The sequence below is a fragment of the Streptomyces tubbatahanensis genome, from assembly GCF_022699385.1.
GTDB classification, from domain to species: domain Bacteria; phylum Actinomycetota; class Actinomycetes; order Streptomycetales; family Streptomycetaceae; genus Streptomyces; species Streptomyces diacarni.
Genome location: NZ_CP093846.1, coordinates 1629610 through 1650850 on the forward strand (window position 1 = coordinate 1629610; position 21241 = coordinate 1650850).

At 72.3% G+C, this 21241-nt stretch carries 20 protein-coding genes; 8 read left to right on the plus strand and 12 right to left on the minus strand.

The window, feature by feature from the left end; all coding sequences use genetic code 11:
• Positions 1-154: 154 nt before the first annotated feature.
• From MMF93_RS07035 to MMF93_RS07045, 3 genes are all read right to left on the minus strand, one after another.
• Complete coding sequence (locus MMF93_RS07035) at positions 155-793, minus strand: response regulator (RefSeq protein WP_242750207.1); 639 nt, start codon at positions 791-793, stop codon at positions 155-157.
• Entirely contained in the window at positions 786-1988 is a 1203-nt protein-coding gene (locus tag MMF93_RS07040; RefSeq protein ID WP_423835369.1) for a GAF domain-containing sensor histidine kinase, read from the minus strand. Before MMF93_RS07040 ends, MMF93_RS07035 begins: the two co-directional genes overlap by 8 nt.
• A 164-nt stretch (positions 1989-2152) precedes the next feature.
• On the minus strand, positions 2153-4891 hold the full coding sequence (locus tag MMF93_RS07045; protein WP_242750208.1) for an FHA domain-containing protein: 2739 nt from the start codon (positions 4889-4891) through the stop codon (positions 2153-2155).
• Positions 4892-4935: 44 nt separating this feature from the next.
• Here MMF93_RS07045 and MMF93_RS07050 point away from each other — a divergent pair, with 44 nt between their 5' ends.
• Positions 4936-5088: a hypothetical protein gene (locus tag MMF93_RS07050; protein ID WP_242750209.1), complete on the plus strand. Its 153-nt coding sequence runs from the start codon at positions 4936-4938 to the stop codon at positions 5086-5088.
• A 111-nt stretch (positions 5089-5199) separates the two neighbouring features.
• A complete protein-coding gene (gene serB, locus MMF93_RS07055) occupies positions 5200-6456 on the plus strand; it encodes a phosphoserine phosphatase SerB (RefSeq protein ID WP_242750210.1) in 1257 nt (418 codons plus the stop codon).
• Between the two features lie 71 nt (positions 6457-6527).
• On the opposite strand, the gene MMF93_RS07060 is transcribed toward serB, so the two are convergent.
• The 3 genes from MMF93_RS07060 to MMF93_RS07070 all read right to left on the minus strand — a co-directional run bounded on the left by MMF93_RS07060 (position 6528) and on the right by MMF93_RS07070 (position 8570).
• Positions 6528-7001 (minus strand): carboxymuconolactone decarboxylase family protein, encoded by a 474-nt coding sequence (locus tag MMF93_RS07060; RefSeq protein ID WP_242750211.1) that lies wholly within the window; start codon positions 6999-7001, stop codon positions 6528-6530.
• An 88-nt stretch (positions 7002-7089) separates the two neighbouring features.
• Entirely contained in the window at positions 7090-7608 is a 519-nt protein-coding gene (locus MMF93_RS07065; protein ID WP_242750212.1) for a CocE/NonD family hydrolase, read from the minus strand.
• Positions 7605-8570 carry a lipoyl synthase gene (locus MMF93_RS07070; RefSeq protein ID WP_242750213.1) on the minus strand — a complete coding sequence of 322 codons (966 nt, stop codon included), beginning with the start codon at positions 8568-8570 and terminating at the stop codon, positions 7605-7607. The genes MMF93_RS07065 and MMF93_RS07070 overlap by 4 nt, the downstream gene beginning before the upstream one ends.
• Positions 8571-8764: 194 nt before the next feature.
• Here MMF93_RS07070 and MMF93_RS07075 point away from each other — a divergent pair, with 194 nt between their 5' ends.
• From MMF93_RS07075 to sucB, 4 genes are all read left to right on the plus strand, one after another.
• Entirely contained in the window at positions 8765-9451 is a 687-nt protein-coding gene (locus MMF93_RS07075; RefSeq protein WP_242750214.1) for a GntR family transcriptional regulator, read from the plus strand.
• Position 9452: 1 nt separating this feature from the next.
• Positions 9453-10163, plus strand: coding sequence for a DsbA family oxidoreductase (locus tag MMF93_RS07080; RefSeq protein ID WP_242750215.1), 711 nt, complete (start codon positions 9453-9455; stop codon positions 10161-10163).
• A gap of 132 nt (positions 10164-10295) precedes the next feature.
• The gene (gene aceE / locus MMF93_RS07085; protein ID WP_242750216.1) at positions 10296-12956 is read left to right on the plus strand and encodes a pyruvate dehydrogenase (acetyl-transferring), homodimeric type; all 2661 of its coding nucleotides are present in this window, start codon (positions 10296-10298) and stop codon (positions 12954-12956) included.
• Positions 12957-12959: 3 nt separating this feature from the next.
• Entirely contained in the window at positions 12960-14507 is a 1548-nt protein-coding gene (gene sucB / locus MMF93_RS07090) for a 2-oxoglutarate dehydrogenase, E2 component, dihydrolipoamide succinyltransferase (protein WP_242750217.1), read from the plus strand.
• Between the two features lie 76 nt (positions 14508-14583).
• On the opposite strand, the gene MMF93_RS07095 is transcribed toward sucB, so the two are convergent.
• The 4 genes from MMF93_RS07095 to MMF93_RS07100 form a co-directional block, all read right to left on the minus strand.
• Positions 14584-15099: a SixA phosphatase family protein gene (locus MMF93_RS07095; RefSeq protein WP_242750218.1), complete on the minus strand. Its 516-nt coding sequence runs from the start codon at positions 15097-15099 to the stop codon at positions 14584-14586.
• A gap of 138 nt (positions 15100-15237) precedes the next feature.
• Complete coding sequence (locus MMF93_RS33320) at positions 15238-15372, minus strand: hypothetical protein (protein WP_274709431.1); 135 nt, start codon at positions 15370-15372, stop codon at positions 15238-15240.
• A 310-nt stretch (positions 15373-15682) separates the two neighbouring features.
• Positions 15683-15799, minus strand: a complete 117-nt coding sequence (locus MMF93_RS33325) for an SGM_5486 family transporter-associated protein (RefSeq protein WP_274709432.1) — start codon at positions 15797-15799, stop codon at positions 15683-15685.
• A 17-nt stretch (positions 15800-15816) separates the two neighbouring features.
• The gene (locus MMF93_RS07100) at positions 15817-17310 is read right to left on the minus strand and encodes a CynX/NimT family MFS transporter (RefSeq protein ID WP_423835579.1); all 1494 of its coding nucleotides are present in this window, start codon (positions 17308-17310) and stop codon (positions 15817-15819) included.
• Positions 17311-17339: 29 nt separating this feature from the next.
• On the opposite strand from MMF93_RS07100, the gene MMF93_RS07105 reads away from it, so the two are divergent.
• Entirely contained in the window at positions 17340-18062 is a 723-nt protein-coding gene (locus MMF93_RS07105; RefSeq protein WP_242750220.1) for a FadR/GntR family transcriptional regulator, read from the plus strand.
• Between the two features lie 25 nt (positions 18063-18087).
• Here the strand turns inward: MMF93_RS07105 and fabI are convergent, their stop codons facing one another.
• Positions 18088-18858 carry an enoyl-ACP reductase FabI gene (gene fabI / locus MMF93_RS07110; RefSeq protein WP_114020818.1) on the minus strand — a complete coding sequence of 257 codons (771 nt, stop codon included), beginning with the start codon at positions 18856-18858 and terminating at the stop codon, positions 18088-18090.
• A gap of 4 nt (positions 18859-18862) precedes the next feature.
• Positions 18863-19567 carry a 3-oxoacyl-[acyl-carrier-protein] reductase gene (gene fabG / locus MMF93_RS07115; protein ID WP_114016956.1) on the minus strand — a complete coding sequence of 235 codons (705 nt, stop codon included), beginning with the start codon at positions 19565-19567 and terminating at the stop codon, positions 18863-18865.
• Positions 19568-19800: 233 nt separating this feature from the next.
• On the opposite strand from fabG, the gene tyrS reads away from it, so the two are divergent.
• Complete coding sequence (tyrS, locus tag MMF93_RS07120) at positions 19801-21219, plus strand: tyrosine--tRNA ligase (RefSeq protein WP_242750221.1); 1419 nt, start codon at positions 19801-19803, stop codon at positions 21217-21219.
• The last annotated feature ends 22 nt before the right edge of the window (positions 21220-21241 follow it).

Genomic DNA, 21241 nt, shown 5'->3' on the forward strand with positions numbered 1-21241 from the left:
AGATGACGACCACACGACGGTATGAATGACCGGGCCGCAGTGAACGGATGACCGAATTTTCTGGCTCTCCGTGACGCGCACCGGCGCGGTCGGCGCGTCACCCCTTCAACCGGTGACCGTTCAGCGGATCCGCCCCGTCACCCCCGTCACCCCGTCACCCCGTCACCCCGTGGCGGACCGCCCACAGGGCGGCCTGGGTGCGGTCGGCCACGTCCAGCTTCATCAGGATGTTGGAGACGTGCGTCTTGACCGTCTTCTCCGACAGCACGAGAGCCCGCGCGATCTCCCGGTTGGAGCGGCCGTCCGCTATCAGACCGAGCACCTCGCGCTCCCGCTCGGTGAGCGCGGGGCCGCGACCCGCGCCGCCGCCCTGGTCATCGGTGAGCAACGCACCGGCGACCTCCGGCTGGAGCAGCACGTGCCCCGCGTGCACGGAGCGGATGGCGCCCGCCAGCGCCTCGGGGTCGACGTCCTTGTAGACGTATCCGGCGGCGCCGGCGCGCAGGGCGGGCACGACCGTGCGCTGCTCGGTGAAACTCGTGACGATCAGCACCCTGGCCGGGTTGCCGCGCTCCCGCAGCAGGCGCAGGGCCTCGACGCCGTCGGTGCCGGGCATCTTGACGTCCATCAGGACGACGTCGGGGCGCAGCTCCTCGGCGCGGGCGACTCCCTCGTCACCGTCCGAGGCCTCCCCCACGACCTCGATGTCGTCCTGCACCTCCAGGAACGTGCGCAGTCCTCGCCGTACGACCTGGTGGTCGTCGACGAGCAGGACCCGGATCAGGTCAGCCACCTGGCACCTCCATGGAGACGACGGTGCCCTTGCCGGGCTCCGAGTGAACGGTCAGCGCGCCGCCGACGCCGGAGGCCCTGTCCCGCATCGAGACGAGCCCGAGGTGCCGGCCCGCGGAGCGGACCGCGGCGGGGTCGAAGCCGGCGCCGTCGTCGGTGACGGTGAGGATGACGGCAGGTCCCCGGCGGGCGAGAGCGACACGCACGTGTGCGGCGTCCGCGTGCCGCAGAGCGTTGTGCAGCGCTTCCTGGGCGACGCGCAGCAGCGCTTCCTCCTGCGCCGAGGGCAGCGCCCTGACGCCGTCGCACACGAAGTCGACGCGGGCGCTGTGCGCGCGGTCGAGGACCTGCGCCTGGGTGCGCAGGGTCGCCACCAGTCCGTCCTCGTCGAGCGCGGCGGGGCGCAGCTCCACGACGGCGGCCCGCAGCTCGTCGGCCGCCTCCCCGGACAGCCGCGCGACCTCGTGCAGCTCCGTCTTGGCCCGGGCGGGGTCGCGGTCGACCAGCGCGGTGGCGGCCTGGGCCGTCAGCCGCAGCGAGAAGAGTTTCTGGGCGACGGCGTCGTGCAGCTCGTGCCCGATGCGGGAGCGCTCCTGGGCGATGGTCAGCTCGCGGCTGCGCTCGTAGAGGCGCGCGTTGGTGAGGGCGAGCGCCGCGTGCTGGGCGAGCAGGCGCAGCAGCTCCTCGTCGTCCTCGGTGAAGGCGCAGGGCCGCTCCTGGGAAGCGGGACGCCTGGGGGCCTTCGCGGCGGGGCCGCGCTCGTCGGCGGGGTCGCGCTCGTCCGCGAGGCAGCGCTTGTTCGCCAGGAAGAGCGCGCCGAGTACCTGCTCGCCGTCGGCGATGGGCATGCCGAGGAAGTCGGCCATCATCGGGTGCGCCGAGGGCCAGCCGCCGAAGCGGGGGTGCTTGCGGACGTCGGCGAGGCGCTGCGGGGTGGCGTCGTGCAGCATCGCGGCGAGGATGCCGTGCTGACGGGGCAGCGGGCCGATGGCCTTCCACTGCTCGTCGCTGACCCCGGCGACGACGAACTGGGCGAAGCCGCCGTGGTCGTCGGGCACGCCGAGTGCCGCGTACTCGGCGTCGAGCAGGTCGCGGGCGGAGGCGACGATCGTCTGGAGGACGTCGCGCACCTCCAGCCTGCGGTTCATGGCGAGCAGCGCCGCGCTGACCGCGGCGAGCCCGGAGCGGGGGACCATGCGGATCACCGTACTCGCGGGAGGGGGCCCGCGGGATCGGACCGTGGCCAGGGGCGTGGCCGACCTGTGGTCCTAGGTCGGCGGTCCCAGGGCCTGGGAACAGCGCGCGAGGGGGCACCCTCGGGCGGGTGCCCCCTCGCTCCGTGTGGATGTGCCCGCGTGGCTTACTTGCGCATGATCTCCGGCTCGTGGCGGCGCAGCAGGCGGATGACCACGAAGTAGCAGAGAATGCCCATCACGACGAGGATGCCGACGTCCATCGCCCACTGGTCCAGGGAGTGGTCCCACAGCGGGTCGGTGTTGGTGGGGTCCTTCTTGTCCTGCGGCATCAGGCGGCCGAGCTCGACCGTGGTGCCCAGGCCCGCGATGGCCCACCGGGACGGCATCAGCCAGGCGAACTGCTCGACGCCCGGGCTGTCGAACAGCTTGAAGAGCACTCCGGTGAAGACGACCTGGATGACCGCGAAGAGGACGAGCAGGATCATCGTCTTCTCGGAGGTCTTCACCAGCGAGGAGATGATCAGGCCGAACATCATGGAGGTGCCGCCGAGGGCGATCATGACCAGGGCCATCTCGAGGGCCGGGTTGGTGATCAGCAGGCCCTCTTCGGGCAGGTCGCGCGGGAAGAAGCCGACGACGCACATGAGCACGCCCTGGATGGCGGCGACGACGCCCAGCACGATGACCTTCGACATCAGGTACGCCGAACGGGACAGTCCTGTGGCCCGTTCGCGTTCGTAGATGACGCGTTCCTTGATCAGCTCACGCACCGAGTTGGCCGCGCCGGAGAAGCAGGCGCCGATGGCGAGGATGAGCAGGATCGGCCCGGCGTCGCCGTTGGTCTTGCCCGCCGGTGCCGTCAGCCCGTAGTCGGAGGGCATCAGTGTGCTGACGAAGCCGAGGATCAGCGGGGTGACGAAGGACAGCACGAGGAAGGAGCGGTCCGAGACGATCACCGACATGTAGCGTCTCATCAGCGTCCACAGCTGACTGCCCCAGCTCTGCGGTTTCTGCAGCCGTTGCGGCTGCATCGCCTGCTGTTGCGCGGCGTAGGGGTCCTGCGGCGACTGCTGGTCGATGTCGGCCGCGTACATCTGGTAGTGCTGCGAGCCCTGCCAGCGGCCCATCCAGTCGTAGTCGCGGTAGTTCTCGAAGGCGGAGAAGACGTCGGCCCACGAGTCGTAGCCGAAGAAGTTCAGCGCCTCCTCGGGCGGCCCGAAGTAGGCCACGCCGCCGCCGGGCGCCATCACCAGCAGCTTGTCGCACAGGCCCAGTTCGGCCACCGAGTGGGTGACGACCAGCACCGTGCGGCCGTCGTCGGCCAGGCCGCGCAGCAGCTGCATGACGTCGCGGTCCATGCCCGGGTCGAGGCCCGAGGTCGGCTCGTCCAGGAAGATCAGCGACGGCTTGGTGAGCAGCTCCAGGGCGACCGAGACGCGCTTGCGCTGGCCGCCGGAGAGGGAGGTGACGCGCTTGTCGGCGTGGATGTCGAGCTTGAGCTCGGCCAGCACCTCCTCGACGCGGGCGTTGCGTTCGGCCTCGGCGACGTCACCGGGGAAGCGGAGCTTGGCCGCGTAGCGCAGCGCGGTGCGGACCTTCAGCTCCTTGTGCAGGATGTCGTCCTGGGGGACGAGGCCGATGCGCTGCCGCAGCTCGGCGAACTGCTTGTAGAGGTTGCGGTTGTCGTAGAGGACCTCGCCCGCGTCGGCCGGCCGGTACCCGGTCAGTGCGCGCAGCAGCGTCGACTTGCCGGACCCGGAGGGGCCGATGACGCCTATGAGTGACTTCTCCGGGACGCCGAAGGTGACGTTGTTGAGGATGACCTTGCCGCCGTCCACCTTCACCGTCAGGTGCCGGGCGGAGAAGGAGACGTCACCGGTGTCGACGAACTCCTCCAGCCGGTCGCCGACCAGCCGGAAGGTGGAGTGGCCGATGCCGACGATGTCCTGGGGGGTGATCGTCACCGTCCCGGACTTGGGCATCGGCTGGCCGTTGACGTAGGTGCCGTTGTGGCTGCCCAGGTCGCGGATCTCGGCGCGCCCGTCGGGCGAGGCGTGGAACTCCGCGTGGTTCCGGGAGACCTGGAGGTCGGAGACGACCAGATCGTTCTCCAGCGCACGGCCGATGCGCATCACCCGGCCGAGGGAGAGCTGGTGGAACGTCGTCGGGCTGCGGTCCCCACCGCCGGTCTGGCCGCCCGCGGCGGGACCGCTCCCCTGCGGGCCCGTCCCCTGCGGTCCCGGGGCACCGTGCGGCACGGGACCGCCCTGCTGCGGGCCCGTCCCCTGCGGTCCCGGGGCACCGTGCGGCACGGGGCCGCCCTGCTGCGGCACGCCCTGCTGCGGCATGTGCTGCTGGGGGTACTGCTGCGGGGGCGCCTGCTGCGGGTAACCCTGCTGGGCCATCTGCGGCGCCTGCTGCATCTGGGGCGCCTGCTGCTGCCAGCCCGGGTGCGGCTGCTGCGGCTGCTGACCCCAGCCGGGGCCCTGGCCGCCGGGCACGATGCCCGGCTGCTGCGTCGGGGCGCTGTGCGCGGCCGCCGCCTGACCGGCGGCCGCCCCCTGCGCGTACATGCCGCCCGCCGGGGCCTGCCCGCCCGCACCGGCGGAGAAGGTGAGCTTCGGCCCGTCGCTGGCGTTGCCCAGGTGGACGCTCATGCCGGGGGCGAGCTCCAACTGCTGGAGCCGACGCCCCTGCACGTACGTGCCGTTGGTGCTGCCGTGGTCCTCAATGACCCAGGCACGCCCTCCCCAGCGCACCGTGGCGTGTCGCCAGGAGACCCTGGCGTCGTCGATCGCGACGTCCCCCTGCGGATCGCGGCCGAGGGTGTACGCCCTGGACGGATCGAGCGTCCAGGTCTGTCCGTTCAATTCCAGTACGAGTTCCGGCACTCCATGCCCCACAAAGTTGTCCCCCGAGGTACCCCCTGCCGAGAGGGAGTCTAGGGATGGCGAACATCGTGGGGAACTATTTCAGGCGCGGCCCTCCGACAGGAAGCCGGGCCAGCGACAGGGACCAGGCTGTGACCATTCGGTTGAGCGGTGCGGGAGAAGGGCTCCTGGCCGTCGGTGCGGGGCGGATCGGCACCGATCCCGACTGATACGGACAAGCCGCGCGACGGGTGCGGACGGGCGCCGTGGCCGCTTCGCGGGCGGCCGGCGACCGGGCCGAGGCGGGCCGCCCGGCGGGGCGGCGGTACTGTGGCAGGACCATGAGCGCAGATGTGGCCACGCCTCCGTCGTACGCCGACACCCCGACCCTCCTCGTCAAGATCTTCGGAAGGGACCGGCCCGGTATCACCGCCGGGCTCTTCGACACCCTCGCGGCGTTCGCCGTCGAGGTCGTCGACATCGAGCAGCTGGTCACGCGCGGCCGCATCACGCTGTGCGCACTGGTGACCGCTCCGACGGCGGGGACCGGCACGGAGGGCGAGCTGCGCGCCACGGTGCACAGCTGGGCCGAGTCGATGGGCATGGAAGCCGAGATCATCTCCGGTACGGGCGACAACCGGCCGCGCGGCACGGGCCGCTCGCACGTCACGGTTCTTGGCCACCCGCTGACCTCGGAGTCCACCGCCGCCATAGCGGCCAGCATCACCTCCACGGGCGGCAACATCGACCGCATCTTCCGGCTCGCCAAGTACCCGGTGCTGGCGGTCGAGTTCGACGTCTCGGGGGCGCAGACGTCGCTGCTGCGCACCTCGCTGGCGCTGGAGGCGAAGAAGCACGGCGTCGACGTCGCCGTCGTCGCCTCCGGGCTCCAGCGCAGGGCCCAGCGGCTGGTCGTCATGGACGTGGACTCCACCCTCATCCAGGACGAGGTGATCGAGCTGTTCGCCGCCCACGCGGGCTGCGAGGCGGAGGTCGCCGAGGTGACGACCCGGGCCATGCGCGGGGAGCTGGACTTCGAGCAGTCCCTGCACGCACGCGTGGCGCTGCTGGCCGGGCTGGACGCCTCGGTCGTGGACAAGGTCCGCGAGCAGGTGCGGCTGACGCCGGGCGCGCGCACCCTGGTCCGTACGCTCAAGCGGCTCGGCTACCAGGTGGGCGTCGTCTCCGGCGGCTTCACCCAGGTCACGGACGCGCTGCAGGAGGAGCTGGGTCTCGACTTCGCCTCCGCCAACACCCTGGAGATCGTCGACGGCAGGCTGACGGGCCGGGTCACGGGCGAGATCGTCGACCGCGCGGGCAAGGCGCGGCTGCTGCGCCGCTTCGCCGCCGAGGCGGGTCTCCCGCTGGCGCAGACGGTCGCCATCGGTGACGGCGCCAACGATCTCGACATGCTGAACACGGCGGGGCTCGGCGTCGCCTTCAACGCCAAGCCCCTGGTGCAGGAGAAGGCCCACACGGCGGTGAACGTGCCGTTCCTGGACACGGTGCTCTACCTGCTGGGCGTCACCCGGGAAGAGGTCGAGGCCGCTGACGGCCTCGTCGAGGCAGCCGGCGAGGACCGCGCCCAGCCGTACTGACCTGGAGCGCGCCGCGGCAGGCGGACCCCGCCGCGGCGCTCACCGCGTCCCCTGGGGCGGCGCTGTCACCGTCAGCCGAACTGGCCGGGCTGGTAGTCGCCCGCCGGCATCCGGAGCATGACGTTGCCGCGGTTGAAGGCGTTGATGACGGCGATGACCCCCACCAGCGCGGCCAGCTGCTCCTCGTCGTAGTGCTTGGCGGCGCCTGCCCAGACCTCGTCGGTGACCCCGCCGGCCGCGTCGGCGACGCGGGTGGCCTCCTCGGCCAGCTCCAGCGCCGCGCGCTCGGCCTCGGTGAACACCGTGGCCTCCCGCCAGGCGGCGACCATGTTGAGGCGCTCAGCGGACTCCCCCGCGTGCACGGCGTCCTTGAAGTGCATGTCGGTGCAGAAGCCGCAGCCGTTGATCTGGCTGGCGCGCAGCTTCACCAGCTCCTGCGTGGCGGCGGGCAGCGCCGAGTCCTCGACCACCTTGTTGGCGGCGATGAGGTGCTTGAAGACCTTGGTGAGGACCGGGTTGGCGAAAGCGTTCAGGCGTGCTTCCATGATGCCCTCCACTGCGTCGTGCCGACGGTTACACACCCATGACGAGGCGTCTCGGCCCAGTGTGACACGAGCCGGTGTGACGTGCGTCTCACCAGCCGCCCGGCCGGACCGGCGGAAAGGGACGCTGCCGGGAGCGAACGGCGAGAGGCTGAAGGTGAGGTCGGCCGGTTCGCCGGGCGTCAGCGGCACGGCCCGGGTGTGGTCGTGCACCACCTCCGTCGGCGTGCTGCGCGACGGGTCGGCCCTCCGGTGGGAGGCCAGCAGCCAGCCGACGGCCACCACGCCCGGTACCGCGGGCGTTGACCACCAGCACCGGATAGCCGCGGGCGGCCAGTCCGCTCACGTCGCCGGGCTCGTTGAACGGCGCCGGGATGCCCGTGGGCGTCAGGTCCTTGTTGTGCGGGCTCCAGCCGAGCAGGGCGGGCTGGGGCGTGGAGGTGACCGGGCGGTGGAGGTCGCCCACGAGTGCGGTGCCGTCCGGGAGGGGGATGCGCACATCGGGTTCGGTCCGCACCGGGTAGCGGTCCGACGCGCCGGCCGGCTGCCGGCCGGCCAGGCGGGGGCCGCGCGCGGTGGAGCGCGGGTTGGTCAGCGGCCGCCGCCTCACCGGGCGGTGCCCTGGCGCGCGAGGCCCCGGCGGGTGACGGCCTGCTCGTAGAGGCGCCCCGCACGGTAGGAGGAGCGGACGAGCGGTCCCGCCATCACACCGGCGTAGCCGATCGCCTCGGCCTCCTCGCGCAGCTCGACGAATTCCGCGGGCCTGGCCCAGCGTTCGACGGGGTGGTGCCGGGCGGAGGGGCGCAGGTACTGGGTGAGAGTGAGCAGTTCGCATCCCGCCTCGTGCATCAGGCGCAGCGCCTCGCTGACCTCGGCACGGGTCTCGCCCAGGCCGAGCATCAGGTTGGACTTGGTGACCAGCCCGGCCTCGCGGGCCCGGGTGAGGACGCTCAGGGAGCGCTCGTAGCGGAATCCGGGGCGGACCCGGCGGAAGACGCGGGGCACCGTCTCCATGTTGTGCGCGAAGACCTCGGGACGGCAGGAGAAGACCTCTTCCAGCGCGTCGGGCCGTGCCTCGAAGTCGGGTGCGAGCAGTTCGACGCCCGTGCGCCCGCCCGCGCGGTCGGCGGTGCGGGCGTGGATGCGGCGTACGGTCTCCGCGTACAGCCAGGCGCCGCCGTCGGGCAGGTCGTCGCGGGCGACTCCGGTGAGGGTGGCGTAGTTGAGGTCCATGGCGCTGACGGACTCGGCCACCCTGCGCGGCTCGTCGCGGTCCAGCGGCTGCGGCCTGCCGGTGTCGATCAGACAGAAGTCGCAGCGCCTGGTGCAGCGTTCACCTCCGAGGAGGAACGTCGCCTCGCGGTCCTCCCAGCATTCGAAGATGTTGGGGCATCCCGCCTCCTGGCAGACGGTGTGCAGCCCTTGGGTACGTACGAGGTCCCGGAGTGCGGTGTAGGCGGGGCCCCTGTGCGCCCGTGTCTTGATCCACTCCGGTTTGTGCTCGATGGGCGTCTGGCTGTTCCTGACCTCCAGGCGCAGCATTCTGCGGCCCTCCGGCGCGACAGCGGACACGTGCGGTCCCTCCTCCAGGCGCGCCTCCCGCCGCACGGGCGGGTGGGGCGCGGGGTCGGATTGTGGTGGCTGCGGCGGCCACGGTGGCGTCACAAGGAGGCCGCGTTGTCGCCGAGATGAGGTACGTTAACTTTTGATCGATCATTGCTCAAGGACGACGACCGTCCACCGCCCCGCCCGGAGAGAAGGCCCGCATGCCGACCCCCGCACGGACCGGACGACCCGACCCGGCACCCCGCCTGTCCCGCGCCCCGCTGCACCAGCAGATCCGCCGGTTCGTCCTGGACGGCCTGGTCACCGGGCGGTGGGGGCCCGGTGACCGGATCACCGAACGCGGCGTGGCGGAGGAGCTGGGGGTGAGCCAGGCGCCTGTACGCGAGGCGCTGCGCGTGCTGGAGACCATGGAACTGGTCGAGTGCGCCCCCAACCGCGGCGCCCGCGTACGGGAGCTGTCTTTGGAACAGCTGCGGGACGTCTACCAGGTGCGCGCGGCGCTGGAGCGACGGGCGGCCGAACTGGCCGCCCAGCGCCTGGCCGGGGACGTCAGCGGCCTCGAGGAGCCCGTGCGCGCCATGGCACAGGCCGCGCGCGAAGGCGACACGGACGGTCAGATCGAACACGCCGTCGCCTTCCACCGCGCGATCGTCCACGCCTGCGGCGTGCCCGTGCTGATCCGGCACTGGGAGTGGCTCGGCGTCGAGGCGTGGACGCGGCTGTCGCTGCGCAGGCTGCGCACGGGGCTGCATGAGAACGCCGAGGACCACGAGGCCATCGTCGAGGCACTGCGCCGGCGCGACCCCTACCTCGGACGCCTGATGGAACTGCACGTCTCGGACTACGCGCGACGGGTGACCGAACCGCACGGCTCACGACAGGAGTGACATGACACGCCCCGCCGACCCCCGCACCACGACCGGCCCCGGCGTCATCACCGTCTTCAGCGACATCTGGTGCTCCTTCGCCCACGTGGGCGTGCACCGGCTGCACGAGACCAGACAGCGCCTGGGCCTGACCGAGCGGGTCAGCTTCGACCACCGGGCCTTCCCGCTGGAGCTGTTCAACGACGGGCCGAGCCCGCGCCCCGGCACCGACTCGGAGGTCGGCGGCGTCGCCCGCGTCGAGCCCGGCGCGGGCTGGCAGATGTGGCGCGCACCCGACTGGAAGTTCCCCTCCTCCTCACTGCCGGCACTGGAGGCGGTGCAGGTCGCCAAAGAGCAGGGCCTGGCCGCCTCTGAGGCGCTCGACCGCGCGCTGCGCAGGGCGTTCTGGGCGCAGAGCCGCTCGATCGGCGCCCGGTCCGCGGTGCTCGCGGTGGCGGCGGAGACGCCGGGGGTGGACGCCGGCGCCGTCGCCCGCGGCCTGGACGACGGGCGGGCCAGGAAGCTGGTCGCCGAGGACCACGCCTGCGCGGTGGAACACCGCGTCGAGTGCAGCCCGCACCTGTTCCTGGCGGACGGCTCCGACTGGGCCAACCCCGGCGTCGAGGCGCACTGGCACGGGCCGTACGGCACGGGTTTCCCCGAGATCACGGGAGACGACCCCGGGGTGTACGAGGGCATCCTGCTGCGCGCCGCTTCTGCCGGGCAAAAATGATCGATCATTACTCATCCGCAGCCTAATCCGCAGAGTCCGCACGGCCCGCACGGCACCGCTCCACCACGACCCCGTCCCCAAGGAACCGCTCCTCACCGGTCCACCGCGAACGAAACGAAGGGTTCGATCCACGTGTCCCAGCTCGACCAGCTGCCCGAAAAGGACCCGGAAGAGCTCGCCGAATGGCGGGCCTCCCTCGACGGAGCGCTCCAGGCGGTCGGCCCCGACCGGGCCGGCCACCTCCTGCGCCGTCTCCTCGAACACGCCCGGAACGCGGGCATCGAGATGCCGCACCTGTTGGAGACCCCCCACGTCAACACCATCCCCACGGCCGAGGAGCCGGAGCCGCCCGGAGACCCGGAGCTGGAGGCCCGCATCACGGCGTGGAACCGGTGGAACGCCGCCGCCATGGTCACCCGGGGCAACGAACGCGGCGGACTGGGTGGCCACATGGCCACCTACGCCTCGGCGGCCTGGCTGTACGAGGTCGGCTTCCAGCACTACTTCAAGGGCAAGGAGGGTGCGGACAACGGCTCGGGCGACCAGCTCTACCTCCAGGGCCACGCCTCCCCCGGCATCTACGCCCGCGCGTTCCTCGAAGGGCGGCTCAGCGAGGCCCAGCTCGACCGCTTCCGCCAGGAGTCCGGCGGTGACGGGCTGCCGTCCTACCCGCACCCGCGCCGCCTGCCATGGCTGTGGGAGTTCCCCACGGTCTCCATGGGCCTGGGCCCGATCTCCGCGATCTACCAGGCACGCTTCAACAACTACCTCACCAACCGGGGTATCAAGGACACCTCCGCCTCGCACGTGTGGGCCTTCCTCGGCGACGGCGAGATGGACGAGCCCGAGTCGACCGCAGCCCTCGCCCTGGCCGGACGCGAGCAGCTGGACAACCTCACCTTCGTCATCAACTGCAACCTCCAGCGCCTCGACGGCCCCGTCCGCGGCAACTTCAAGATCGTGCAGGAGCTGGAGGCCCAGTTCCGCGCCGCCGGATGGAACGTCATCAAGTCCCTGTGGGGCTCCGCGTGGGACCCGCTGCTGGCCGCGGACACCGACGGCGCCCTGGTGCGGCGGCTCGGCGCGGTGCCGGACGGCCAGTTCCAGACGTACGCCGCCCGCGACGGCGCCTACATCCGCGAGCACTTCTTCGGCACCGACCCCGCGCTGAGCGCCATGGCCGCCGCGTACGGCGACGACGAGCTCGCCCGCATCGTCGGCACCTCACGCGCCGGGCACGAACCCCGCAAGGTGCACGCCGCCTACCGCGCCGCGCTCGCCCACCGGGGCGCCCCGACCGTGATCCTCGTCCAGACCGTCAAGGGCTGGACGCTGGGCCCCGGCTTCGAGTCCCGCAACGCCAACCACCAGATGAAGAAGCTCACCGGCAAGCAGTTCCGCGCCATGCGCGACCTCCTCGAACTGCCCATCCCCGACAGCCGGCTCGGCGACGACCTCGTCCCCTACGCGCACCCGGGACCCGACTCGCCCGAGGTCCGCTACCTGCGAGAGCGCCGCGCGGCCCTCGGCGGTCCCGCGCCCGCACGCCGCGCCCTGCCCAGGCCGCTGCCGCAGCCCGGCGCCAAGGCGTTCGACGCGCTCAAGAAGGGTTCGGGGACGCAGGAGATCGCCACCACCATGGCGTTCGTCCGCCTGGTCAAGGAGTTGATGCGGGACAAGGAGACCGGCAAGCGCTGGGTTCCTGTCGTCCCCGACGAGGCCCGCACCTTCGGCATGGAGTCGCTCTTCCCCTCCGCCGGCATCTACTCGCCGCTGGGCCAGACCTACGACCCGGTCGACCGCGACCAGCTCCTGTACTACAAGGAGGCCGAGAACGGCCAGATCCTCAACGAGGGCATCACGGAGGCCGGTTCCGTCGCCTCGTTCACCGCGGCGGCCACCGCCTACGCGACGCACGGCGAGCCGATGATCCCGTTCTACATCTTCTACGCCATGTTCGGCTTCCAGCGGACCGCCGACCAGTTCTGGGCGCTCGCCGACCAGCTCGGCCGCGGCTTCGTCATCGGCGCCACCGCCGGCCGTACGACGATGACCGGCGAAGGCCTCCAGCACGCCGACGGCCACTCCCAGCTCCTCGCGTCCGCCAACCCCGCCTGCCTGCCGTACGACCCAGCCTTCGCCTACGAGGTCGCGGTCATCGTGTGCGACGGGCTGCGCCGCATGTTCGGCGACGACCCCGCGGGCCAGGAAAACCTGTTCTACTACCTGACCGTCTACAACGAGACCAGGATCCAGCCGCCCATGCCGGAAGGCGACGGCGTCGAGGAGGGCATCCTCAAGGGCCTCTACCGCTTCCGCGAGGCGGACAGCGCCCCCAAGGACGCCCCGCGCCTCCAGCTGCTCGCCTCCGGCACCGCGATCCACTGGGCCCTCGGCGCCCAGCGGCTGCTCGCCGACGAGTGGGGCGTGGCCGCCAACGTGTGGTCGGCACCCTCCTGGACCCTGCTGCGCAGGGAAGCGATGGAGAGCGAGCGGGAGGGCCGCACCCCGTACGTCAGCGGTGCGCTGTCCGGTGCGCCAGGGCCCGTGGTGGCCGTCAGCGACTGGATGCGCGCCGTGCCCGACCAGATCAGGCCCTGGGTCGCCCAGGACTGGCTCTCCCTGGGCACGGACGGCTTCGGCCTCTCCGACAACAGGGACAACGCACGCCGGTACTTCGGCGTCGACGCGGAGTCGATCACCGTGGCCGTCCTGCGCATGCTCGCGGCACGGGGCGAGGTCAAACCGGAGACACCGCACAACGCGGTGCGCCTCTACGGGCTGGAGGGCTGAGGGATGGCACGGGAAGCACAGGACGTGGTGCTGCCGGAACTGGGCGAGTCCGTCACCGAGGGCACCGTCACCCGCTGGCTCAAGCAGGTCGGCGACGAGGTGGAGGCCGACGAGCCGCTGCTGGAGGTCTCCACCGACAAGGTCGACACCGAGATCCCCGCACCGGCCTCCGGCACTCTGCTGGAGATCACCGTGGACGAGGACGGGACCGCCCAGGTCGGCGCCAAGCTGGCCGTCATCGGCGCCCCCGACGAGGCCTCGCCGCCGGCGCCACCGAGCCCGCAGCCCGGCGCGCAACCCGACGCGGGCCCTGCCCCGGCTCCCGTCCCGGCTCCTGGCCCGACGGCCGCCCGGACGGACGCGGACGCGCATGCGCGGCCGACAGCGGGGACGGACGCGGGCGTTACCCCAGCGGCCCAGGGCACGGGGCCGGGGCCGATACGGGCCGCGGGCCCGGGCGCGGACCGGAGCGCCGGTCCGGCGGACCCGGGCGGCGGCACCGCCCAGGGCGCGGGCCCTGCGGGCCGTGGCCCCGCGTCTCGGCCGTCGAGCGAGGGCGTCTACGCCACCCCGCTCGTCCGCAAGCTCGCCCGCGAGCACGGTGTGGACCTGACCGCGCTCGCGGGCACCGGCGCCGGAGGACGCGTGAGGGCACAGGACGTCACCGCGGCGGCAGCGGTCCCCGGGCGGCACCCCGCCCCGGTCAGCAGCACCGCAGCACCATCCGCCCCTCACGTCTCCGGCCCTGAGGGCCGGCCCGCGTCGGGCGCCTCGCCGCGCGGTACGGCGTCGGGCGCCTCGCCGCGCGGTACGGCGTCGGGCGCTTCGCCGCGCGGTACGACGGTGGCGATGGATCCGGCGCGCCGGGCCGTGGGCGACGCCATGATGCGCGCGCTGCACGGTCAGGCGCAGTTGACGACCGTCGTGGAGGTCGACGTGACCGAGGTGGCGCGGCTGCGGGCACGGGCGGCGGACACCTTCGCCGCCCGCGAGGGCGTCCCCCTGACCATGCTGCCGTTCCTGGTGCTGGCGGCGGCACGCGCGCTCAAGGCGCACCCGGCCGTGCACGCGAGGATCAACGAGGACGACGGAACGGTCACCTACTTCGGCACCGAGGATCTCGCCCTCCCCGTGGACACCGAGCGGGGCCTCGTCAGCCCTGTCCTCAGGGACGCCGGTGGGCTCGGGCTCGCGGGGATCGCGCGAGCGGCCTTCAAGCTGGCCGCCGACGCCCGGGCGGACCGGCTCCCGCAAGACGCCTCGACGGGGGCGACGTTCACGGTCGGCGAGAGCGGGGCCCGGGGTGTGCTCTTCGAGACGCCCATCGTCCCTCCCGACCAGACCGCGGCACTCGCTCTGGGCACGCCGGTGGCACGCCCCGTGGCCGTCGGCGATGCGCGGGGCGGGGACGTGCTGGCAGTGCGCCGCATGGCCCATCTCGCGCTCTCCTACGACCACCGCCTGGTCGACGGGGCCGACGCGGCCCGCTATCTCGCCGCGGTCAAACAGGGGCTGGAGGGCGGCTCGTTCGCCGCCGAACCCGGCCTGTAGGCGGACGGGAGCGCCGCGGCACTCGACGGAGTGCCGCGGCGAGGGGGACGGTCGGCGGAAGGGGCTCAGCCGCGGGTCACTCGTGCGGGGACCAGAAGTGGGTGAGCTCCGCGCCGCCCGCCTCCAGGGACTTCCACGAGCCGGTGAACCGCAGGACGGCGACGGCCGCGGTGGGGAACCCGCGTGCCATCCGCTCCTGCGCGTCGTGGTCTGCGCTCCCGGCGAGTACGTCGGCGACGGACTGCATACCCGGGTTGTGGCCGACGATCAGCACATCCCGCACCTCGTCGGCGACTTCGTTCGCGACTTCGATGATCGCTCCGGGCGGCGCGTCGTACAGCCGCTCCTCGTAGACCGTTCTGGGGCGCTGCGAAAGGTGGGAGACGACCAGTTTCCACGTCTCGCGGGTGCGGGTCGCCGTCGAGCAGAGGGTCAGTTGCGGAGTGATGCCCTGACCGGCGAGCCACTCGCCCGCCGCGGGGGCGTCCAGGCGGCCGCGTTCGGCGAGAGGCCGCTCGTGGTCCGCCACCTGGGGCCAGTCCGCCTTGGCGTGCCGGAGAAGGACGATCTTGCGGGGCACATCGACGCTCATGTTTCCCAGCTTCGCACGAAACGCGGTGCCGGGCGCATGGTGTTGGACGGTTCTTCCCGGGGTGGGTGACGGACGGTGATGACCTCCCCCTGCGCGCCCGCTGCACGTCCCGGGGCGCCGTGCGGGCCCGGCCGCGGGTCATCCTGGCAGGCTGCTCCACAGGTGGGCGAGGAAGGAGACCAGGGGGCCGCCCGCGGTCTGCTCGGCCGCGTCCGCCCGGCCGGCGCCGAGCAGCAGGACGAGCAGCAGGGCGAAGCCGAGCGCCGGGAGCACGGCACCCCACCACGGCAGCCTCGTCTGTACGGCACGCGCTCCAGGGCGCGTCCGGCTTCCGTCTGTCATGCCGTGCGCGGGGGCCGTCATGGGGCTCGCCTCCGGGTTCGTCTGCTTCGTTTTCGTCGCTGTAAGGCGACGCTACGAAGCTCCGGGGGCCGGCCCCATCCGGTGAGCCACCCAGTTACCCCTGAAGCCAACCCCCTAGGGGATGGGGGGTTGGCTACACCTGCCCGGCGAAAACCCGACGACCCGACGACCCGACGACCCGACGTCGGCAGCGGTGGTCCCGGCCGGGCCCGGGGCCGGATCAGGGCGAGGCGATGCTGGCGATGACCCCGATGACGACCGTGACGGCGATCATCGCGCCGAAGATCATCAGCAGTTTCTTCTGCGGTTTGGGGGGATGCGGTTCGAGGACTGGCATGTGTGCCAGTGTCCCACTCAGCGTCCGTCCTCGATGACGCGGTCCCTGCCCGCCAGCAGCCCTGTGGCCATCTGCGCGACCATCAGCGCCGCCATCAGCACCAGGGGCATCCGCCAGTCGCCGCTCACCTCGTGCAGGGAACCGACCAGCAGCGGTCCCGGTATGGAGAGCAGATAGCCGGTGCTCTGCGCGAAGGCCGAGAGCTTGACCACGCCCGCGCTGGACCGCGACCGCATACCGATCATGGTGAGCGCCAGCGGGAACGCGCAGTTGGAGACGCCGAGGACCAGGGACCACACCCACGCACCCGAGGCGGGTGCCAGCCACAGGCCGGCGTACGCGACCAGACCGCAGACGCCGAGTGCCAGTACCAGCGGGCCCTGGTGCCGCATCCGGGCGGCCATCTTCGGCAGGACGAAGGAGAGGGGGATGCCCATGCCCATCGTCACCGCGAGCATGGCACCGGCGGCGGAGGCGGAGACCCCGGCGTCGCGGAAGATCTGCGGCAGCCAGCCCATCGTGATGTAGGCGGCGGAGGCCTGGAGCCCGAAGAAGACGCCGAGCCACCAGGCCGTGGGCGACTTGGCGATGCGCAGCGCGGGCGCCTTCCCGGCGGGGGCTGCGGTACCTGCGGGGGCTGCGGTACCTGCGGGGGCCCCGGAGCCGGTCTCGCTTCCGGGGCGACGTCCGGCGGCGGCGGGCGCCTCGGCCTCGGGGTGGCGCGCCTCGGCCTCATGGCGCGCCTCGGCCTCGACCGTCTCCTCGGGGACGGCCTCCTGCTCGGCCCGCGGCTCGGGACCCCGCGCCGAACGGTCACGGGTGATCAGGAGCCACGGGACGACGGCGAGGGCGCCGAGCACCGCCCAGGCACCCAGTCCGGCACGCCAGCTGCCGCCGAGGGCGTCGGTCAGCGGCACGGTGACGGCGGCGGCCGCCGACGTGCCCATGGACAGCGCCATCGAGTAGAGCCCCGTCATGGAGCCGACGCGGTCGGGGAACCAGTGCTTGACGACGACCGGCATCAGCACGTTGCTCACCGCGATGCCGGCCAGGGCGAGCGCCGTCGCCGCGAGGAAGGTGCCGGTGCCGCCCGCGAACGGGCGCAGGGCGAGCCCGAGGGTGACCGCGACCATGCCGGCCAGCACGACCGCTGCCGGACCGCGGCGACGGGCCAGCCGGGGCGCGAGGCCGCCGAAGAGCGCGAAGCAGAGCGGCGGTACCGAGGTGAGCAGTCCCGCGACGGCGCCGTTCATGTGCAGCCCGCCGCGGATCTCCTCCAGGAGGGGGCCGAGCCCGGAGATGGCGGGGCGCAGGTTGAGCGCCGCGATGACGAGCCCGACGGCGACGAGGCGGAGCATCCAACGGGAGGCCACGGGGGCCGAGCCGCCGGGTTCGGGTGGCGGCGCCGGCGCTTCGGCGGTACGTGCCGCTTCGGGACGTTCGCGGACGCCGGTGGCGGCGGGTCCGAGGTCGGGCTCGTGCGGGGGATTCCTGCGGTCGTCGTCTGCCATGGCCATGAGGCCCATCATAGAATCATGGGATGAATCGCGGCCAATCCCTTCCCCCGTCCCCGACCCGCGGCTCCGCTCCCCCGCTGTCCGCGCCCCAGCGCGCGCCGCTGGCCGACCAGGTGATCGCCACGCTGCGCCAGCAGATCGCCTCGGGGCAGTGGCCGGTGGGCAGCCGCATCCCGACCGAACCCGAGCTGGTCGAGCAGCTGGGCGTGGCCCGCAACACGGTGCGCGAGGCGGTACGCGCGCTCGCCCACAACGGCCTGCTCGACATCAGACAGGGCTCGGGTACCTACGTGCTGGCCACCAGCGAGCTGGCGGGCGTGATGCACCGGCGCTTCGCGGGGACCGACCTGCGGCACGTGGCCGAGCTGCGCTCCGCGCTGGAGACGGCGGGCGCCAGGCTGGCGGCGCGGCGGCGCACGGACGCCGACCTGGCACAGCTCGACGGGCTGCTGGCCCGCCGGGAGGCGGCGTGGGAGTCGGGGGAGGTCGAACGCTTCATCGACGCGGACCAGAGCCTGCACATGGGCGTCGTCGCGGCGTCGCGCAACGAGGTCTTCAGCGCGCTGTACGCGGACCTCGCCGAGGTGCTGCGCGCCTTCCTGCGGCGCGACGTGGGAGAGACGCTGCGCCCCGAGGGCTACATGGACCACTCGCGGCTGCTGGAAGCCATCCGCGCACAGGACGCGGAGGCCGCCTCGCACGAGGCGGCCTCCCACACGGCGGAGTGGAGCCGCGGGGCGCTGTAGCACCCGCGCGGCCCCGGTCGGGGCGTCAGGCCCCCATCATGTGCACCCCTCCGTCGACGTGCACGATCTCGCCGGTGGTCCGCGGGAAGAAGTCCGACAGCAGGGCGGCGACACCGCGCCCGGCCGGCTCCGGGTCCGACAGCTCCCAGCCGATGGGCGCGCGGTGGTTCCACACGTCGGCCAGCTCCTCGAAGCCCGGAATGGACTTGGCCGCCATGGACTTGATCGGGCCCGCCGAGACGAGGTTGCAGCGAATGCCCTGGGGGCCCAGGTCGCGCGCGAGGTAGCGGTTGGTGGACTCCAGCGCCGCCTTGGCCACGCCCATCCAGTCGTACTTCGGCCAGGCGATCTGCGCGTCGAACGTGAGGCCGACGACCGAGCTGCCCTCGTGCATCAGCGGCAGGCAGGCCATGGTCAGCGACTTGAGGGAGTACGCCGAGATGTGCACGGCCGTGCTGACGTCCTCCCAGGCGGCGCCGAGGAAGTCGAAGGCGCCCTGCGGGCCGAAGGCGATCGAGTGGACGATGCCGTCCACCCGCGCGTCCTCGCCCCAGTGCTCGCGGATCTTGTCAGCGAGCCCGTCCAGGTGCTCCTGGTTGCTGACGTCCAGCTCGATCACGGGCACGGCCTCGGGCAGCCGCTTGGCGATCCGCTCCACCAGGGAGAGCCGGCCGAAACCGGTGAGGAGGACCTCAGCGCCCTGCTCCTGGGCGACCTTCGCCGCGTGGAAGGCGATCGACCCGTCGGTGATGACGCCGGTGACAAGGATGCGCTTGCCCGCCAGGATTCCGCTCATTGTTTCAGTGACCCATGCCCAATCCGCCGTCGACGGGAATGACGGCTCCGGTGATGTACGCGGCCTCGTCGGACGCCAGGAAGCGCACCGAGGAGGCGACCTCGGCCGGTTCGGCGTAACGGCCCAGCGGTACCTGCTTGACGAAATCGGCCCGCTGCTCGTCGCTCAGCGCGCGGGTCATGTCGGTGTCCACGAACCCGGGAGCGACGACGTTGCAGGTGATGTTGCGGGAGCCCAGCTCGCGGGAGAGCGAGCGGGCGAAGCCCACCAGACCGGCCTTGGAGGCGGCGTAGTTGACCTGCCCGGCCTGCCCCATCAGGCCGACGACCGAGGAGATCAGCACGATACGGCCCTTGCGGGCGCGCAGCATGCCCCGGGAGGCGCGCTTGACCACCCGGAACGCGCCGGTGAGGTTGGTGTCGAGGACGGAGGTGAAGTCCTCCTCCGACATCCGCAGCAGCAGCTGATCGCGGGTGACGCCCGCGTTGGCGACCAGGACCTCGACCGGCCCCTGCTTCTCCTCGATCTCCTTGTACGCCTGCTCCACCTGCTCCGGCTCGGTGATGTCGCACTTGACGCCGAGGAAGCCCTCGGGCGGCTCTCCGGAGCGGTAGGTGACGGCGACGTTGTCGCCGCCCTCGGCGAAGGCCCGCGCGATGGCGAGGCCGATGCCGCGGTTCCCTCCGGTCACGAGCACTGAGCGGCTCACGGTGTGACCACCCTCTCTGCTGCTGCTGTCACTGTCCAACACGGTCTGTCCCAAAGAGAACCTATCCGGCGGCGGTGCTCGGCGAGCACGCGGGCACGGACAGGGGCACCGACAGCGACCTGTGGAGTCCCTACAGAAACCGCCACCCGCAGCGGCGGCCGCGGGCACGCGCACCCGCGGCGGCGCATAGACTTCGCCTGACCGTTTTCAGCAACCACCACCAGGACAGTGACGTGACACGCCTCGGCGACTCCGTACAGCGCGCCAGTGAGCTGCTGGCCCAGGACCTCACCTCCGACACCCACGTCGAGCAGCTGCTCGCGGAGACCGGGGCCCGGCGCTATCTGGACCTGAGCGACCTGACGGGCAAGGAGCAGGCGGAGCTGATCGGGGCGCGCTCCGTGGAGCTGCTGCCCTCCGTCGACAAGCTCGCCGAGCGGATCGAGGAGCGCGCGGCACAGGGCAGGGGCCTGCACGTCAAACTGGGCATCGACCCGACGGCTGCCGACGTGCACCTGGGCCACGCCGTGCCGGTCATCGTGCTGAGCCGCTTCCAGCGCATGGGCCACGACGTCACACTGATCATCGGCGACTTCACCGCCAAGATCGGCGACCCCTCGGGCCGCACGGCCGAACGCCCGCCGCTGACCGACGAGGACATCGAGCGGAACCTGTCCGGCTACCAGGAGCAGGTCCGCCCCTTCTTCGACTTCGAGAAGGTGCGCTTCGCCCACAACAGCCACTGGCTCGCCTCCTGCACGCTGCCGCAGCTGCTCGGGCTCCTGGCGCAGGTGCCGGTCTCCTCGCTGCTCCAGCGCGAGGACTTCCGCAACCGGCTCTCGGAGGGCTCGGGCCTGACGATGTCGGAGCTGCTCTACCCGGTCGCCCAGGCCCTCGACTCCGTCGAGCTGGCCTGCGACGTGGAGCTCGGCGGCGTCGACCAGCTGCTGAACCTCCAGATGGGCCGCCGGATCATGGAGGCGCACCGGCAGCAGCCGCAGCTGGTGGTCACCATGCCGCTGGTCGAGGGCACCGACGGGTCCGGCGCCAAGATGTCCAAGTCCAAGGGCAACTACGTGGGCCTGGGCAGCACCCCCGACGAAGTGTTCGGCAAGATCATGTCGATCCCTGACCGGCTGATGGTGCCGTACCTGCGGGCCTGGACCGAGTGGACCGACCCGGAGATCGAGCGGGCCACCGCGCGCATCGAGGCGGGCACCCTGCACCCGATGGACCTGAAGAAGATCCTGGCGGGCGAGGTCGTCTCGGCGCTGCACGGCATCGCGGCGGCCATGGCGGCCCGCGCCCACTTCGTCGCCCAGTTCTCCAAGAAGTCCTTCGCGGACGCCGGGGAGCTGCCCTCCGTCGAGGTCGCCGAGCACGGCGAGGAGGGCGTCGCCGCGGTGCTCACCAAGGTGCTCGGCTTCACCCCGAGCGCGTCGGCGGCCCGCCGGATCGCCAAGCAGAACGGGCTGCGGCTCATCGTCGAGAAGGACGGGCAGGAACAGCAGGCCGTCGTGCTGCCGGAGGCGGAGGCACTGCGGCCGCTCGCGGACGTCGTCCGCGAGGCGGTGTCCGCGAGCGGGGGCGGCGCGGCCGACGCGGTGTACCTCAAGGCGGGCCGCAAGGTCGCCGAGGTCCGCGGGCTCTGACCCGCCCGGGCGGGCCACACAC

What these genes read in the sequence shown, in the direction of transcription:
- sucB (WP_242750217.1), top strand. Translation starts at nt 12,960, where the DNA reads ATGGCACGGGAAGCACAGGACGTGGTGCTGCCGGAACTGGGCGAGTCC.
- MMF93_RS07080 (WP_242750215.1), top strand. Translation starts at nt 9,453, where the DNA reads ATGACACGCCCCGCCGACCCCCGCACCACGACCGGCCCCGGCGTCATC.
- MMF93_RS33325 (WP_274709432.1), bottom strand. Translation starts at nt 15,799, where the DNA reads ATGCCAGTCCTCGAACCGCATCCCCCCAAACCGCAGAAGAAACTGCTG.
- MMF93_RS07105 (WP_242750220.1), top strand. Translation starts at nt 17,340, where the DNA reads ATGAATCGCGGCCAATCCCTTCCCCCGTCCCCGACCCGCGGCTCCGCT.
- fabI (WP_114020818.1), bottom strand. Translation starts at nt 18,858, where the DNA reads ATGAGCGGAATCCTGGCGGGCAAGCGCATCCTTGTCACCGGCGTCATC.
- MMF93_RS07060 (WP_242750211.1), bottom strand. Translation starts at nt 7,001, where the DNA reads ATGGAAGCACGCCTGAACGCTTTCGCCAACCCGGTCCTCACCAAGGTC.
- MMF93_RS07040 (WP_423835369.1), bottom strand. Translation starts at nt 1,988, where the DNA reads ATGGTCCCCCGCTCCGGGCTCGCCGCGGTCAGCGCGGCGCTGCTCGCC.
- MMF93_RS07095 (WP_242750218.1), bottom strand. Translation starts at nt 15,099, where the DNA reads ATGAGCGTCGATGTGCCCCGCAAGATCGTCCTTCTCCGGCACGCCAAG.
- serB (WP_242750210.1), top strand. Translation starts at nt 5,200, where the DNA reads ATGAGCGCAGATGTGGCCACGCCTCCGTCGTACGCCGACACCCCGACC.
- MMF93_RS07100 (WP_423835579.1), bottom strand. Translation starts at nt 17,310, where the DNA reads ATGGCAGACGACGACCGCAGGAATCCCCCGCACGAGCCCGACCTCGGA.
- MMF93_RS07075 (WP_242750214.1), top strand. Translation starts at nt 8,765, where the DNA reads ATGCCGACCCCCGCACGGACCGGACGACCCGACCCGGCACCCCGCCTG.
- MMF93_RS07050 (WP_242750209.1), top strand. Translation starts at nt 4,936, where the DNA reads ATGGCGAACATCGTGGGGAACTATTTCAGGCGCGGCCCTCCGACAGGA.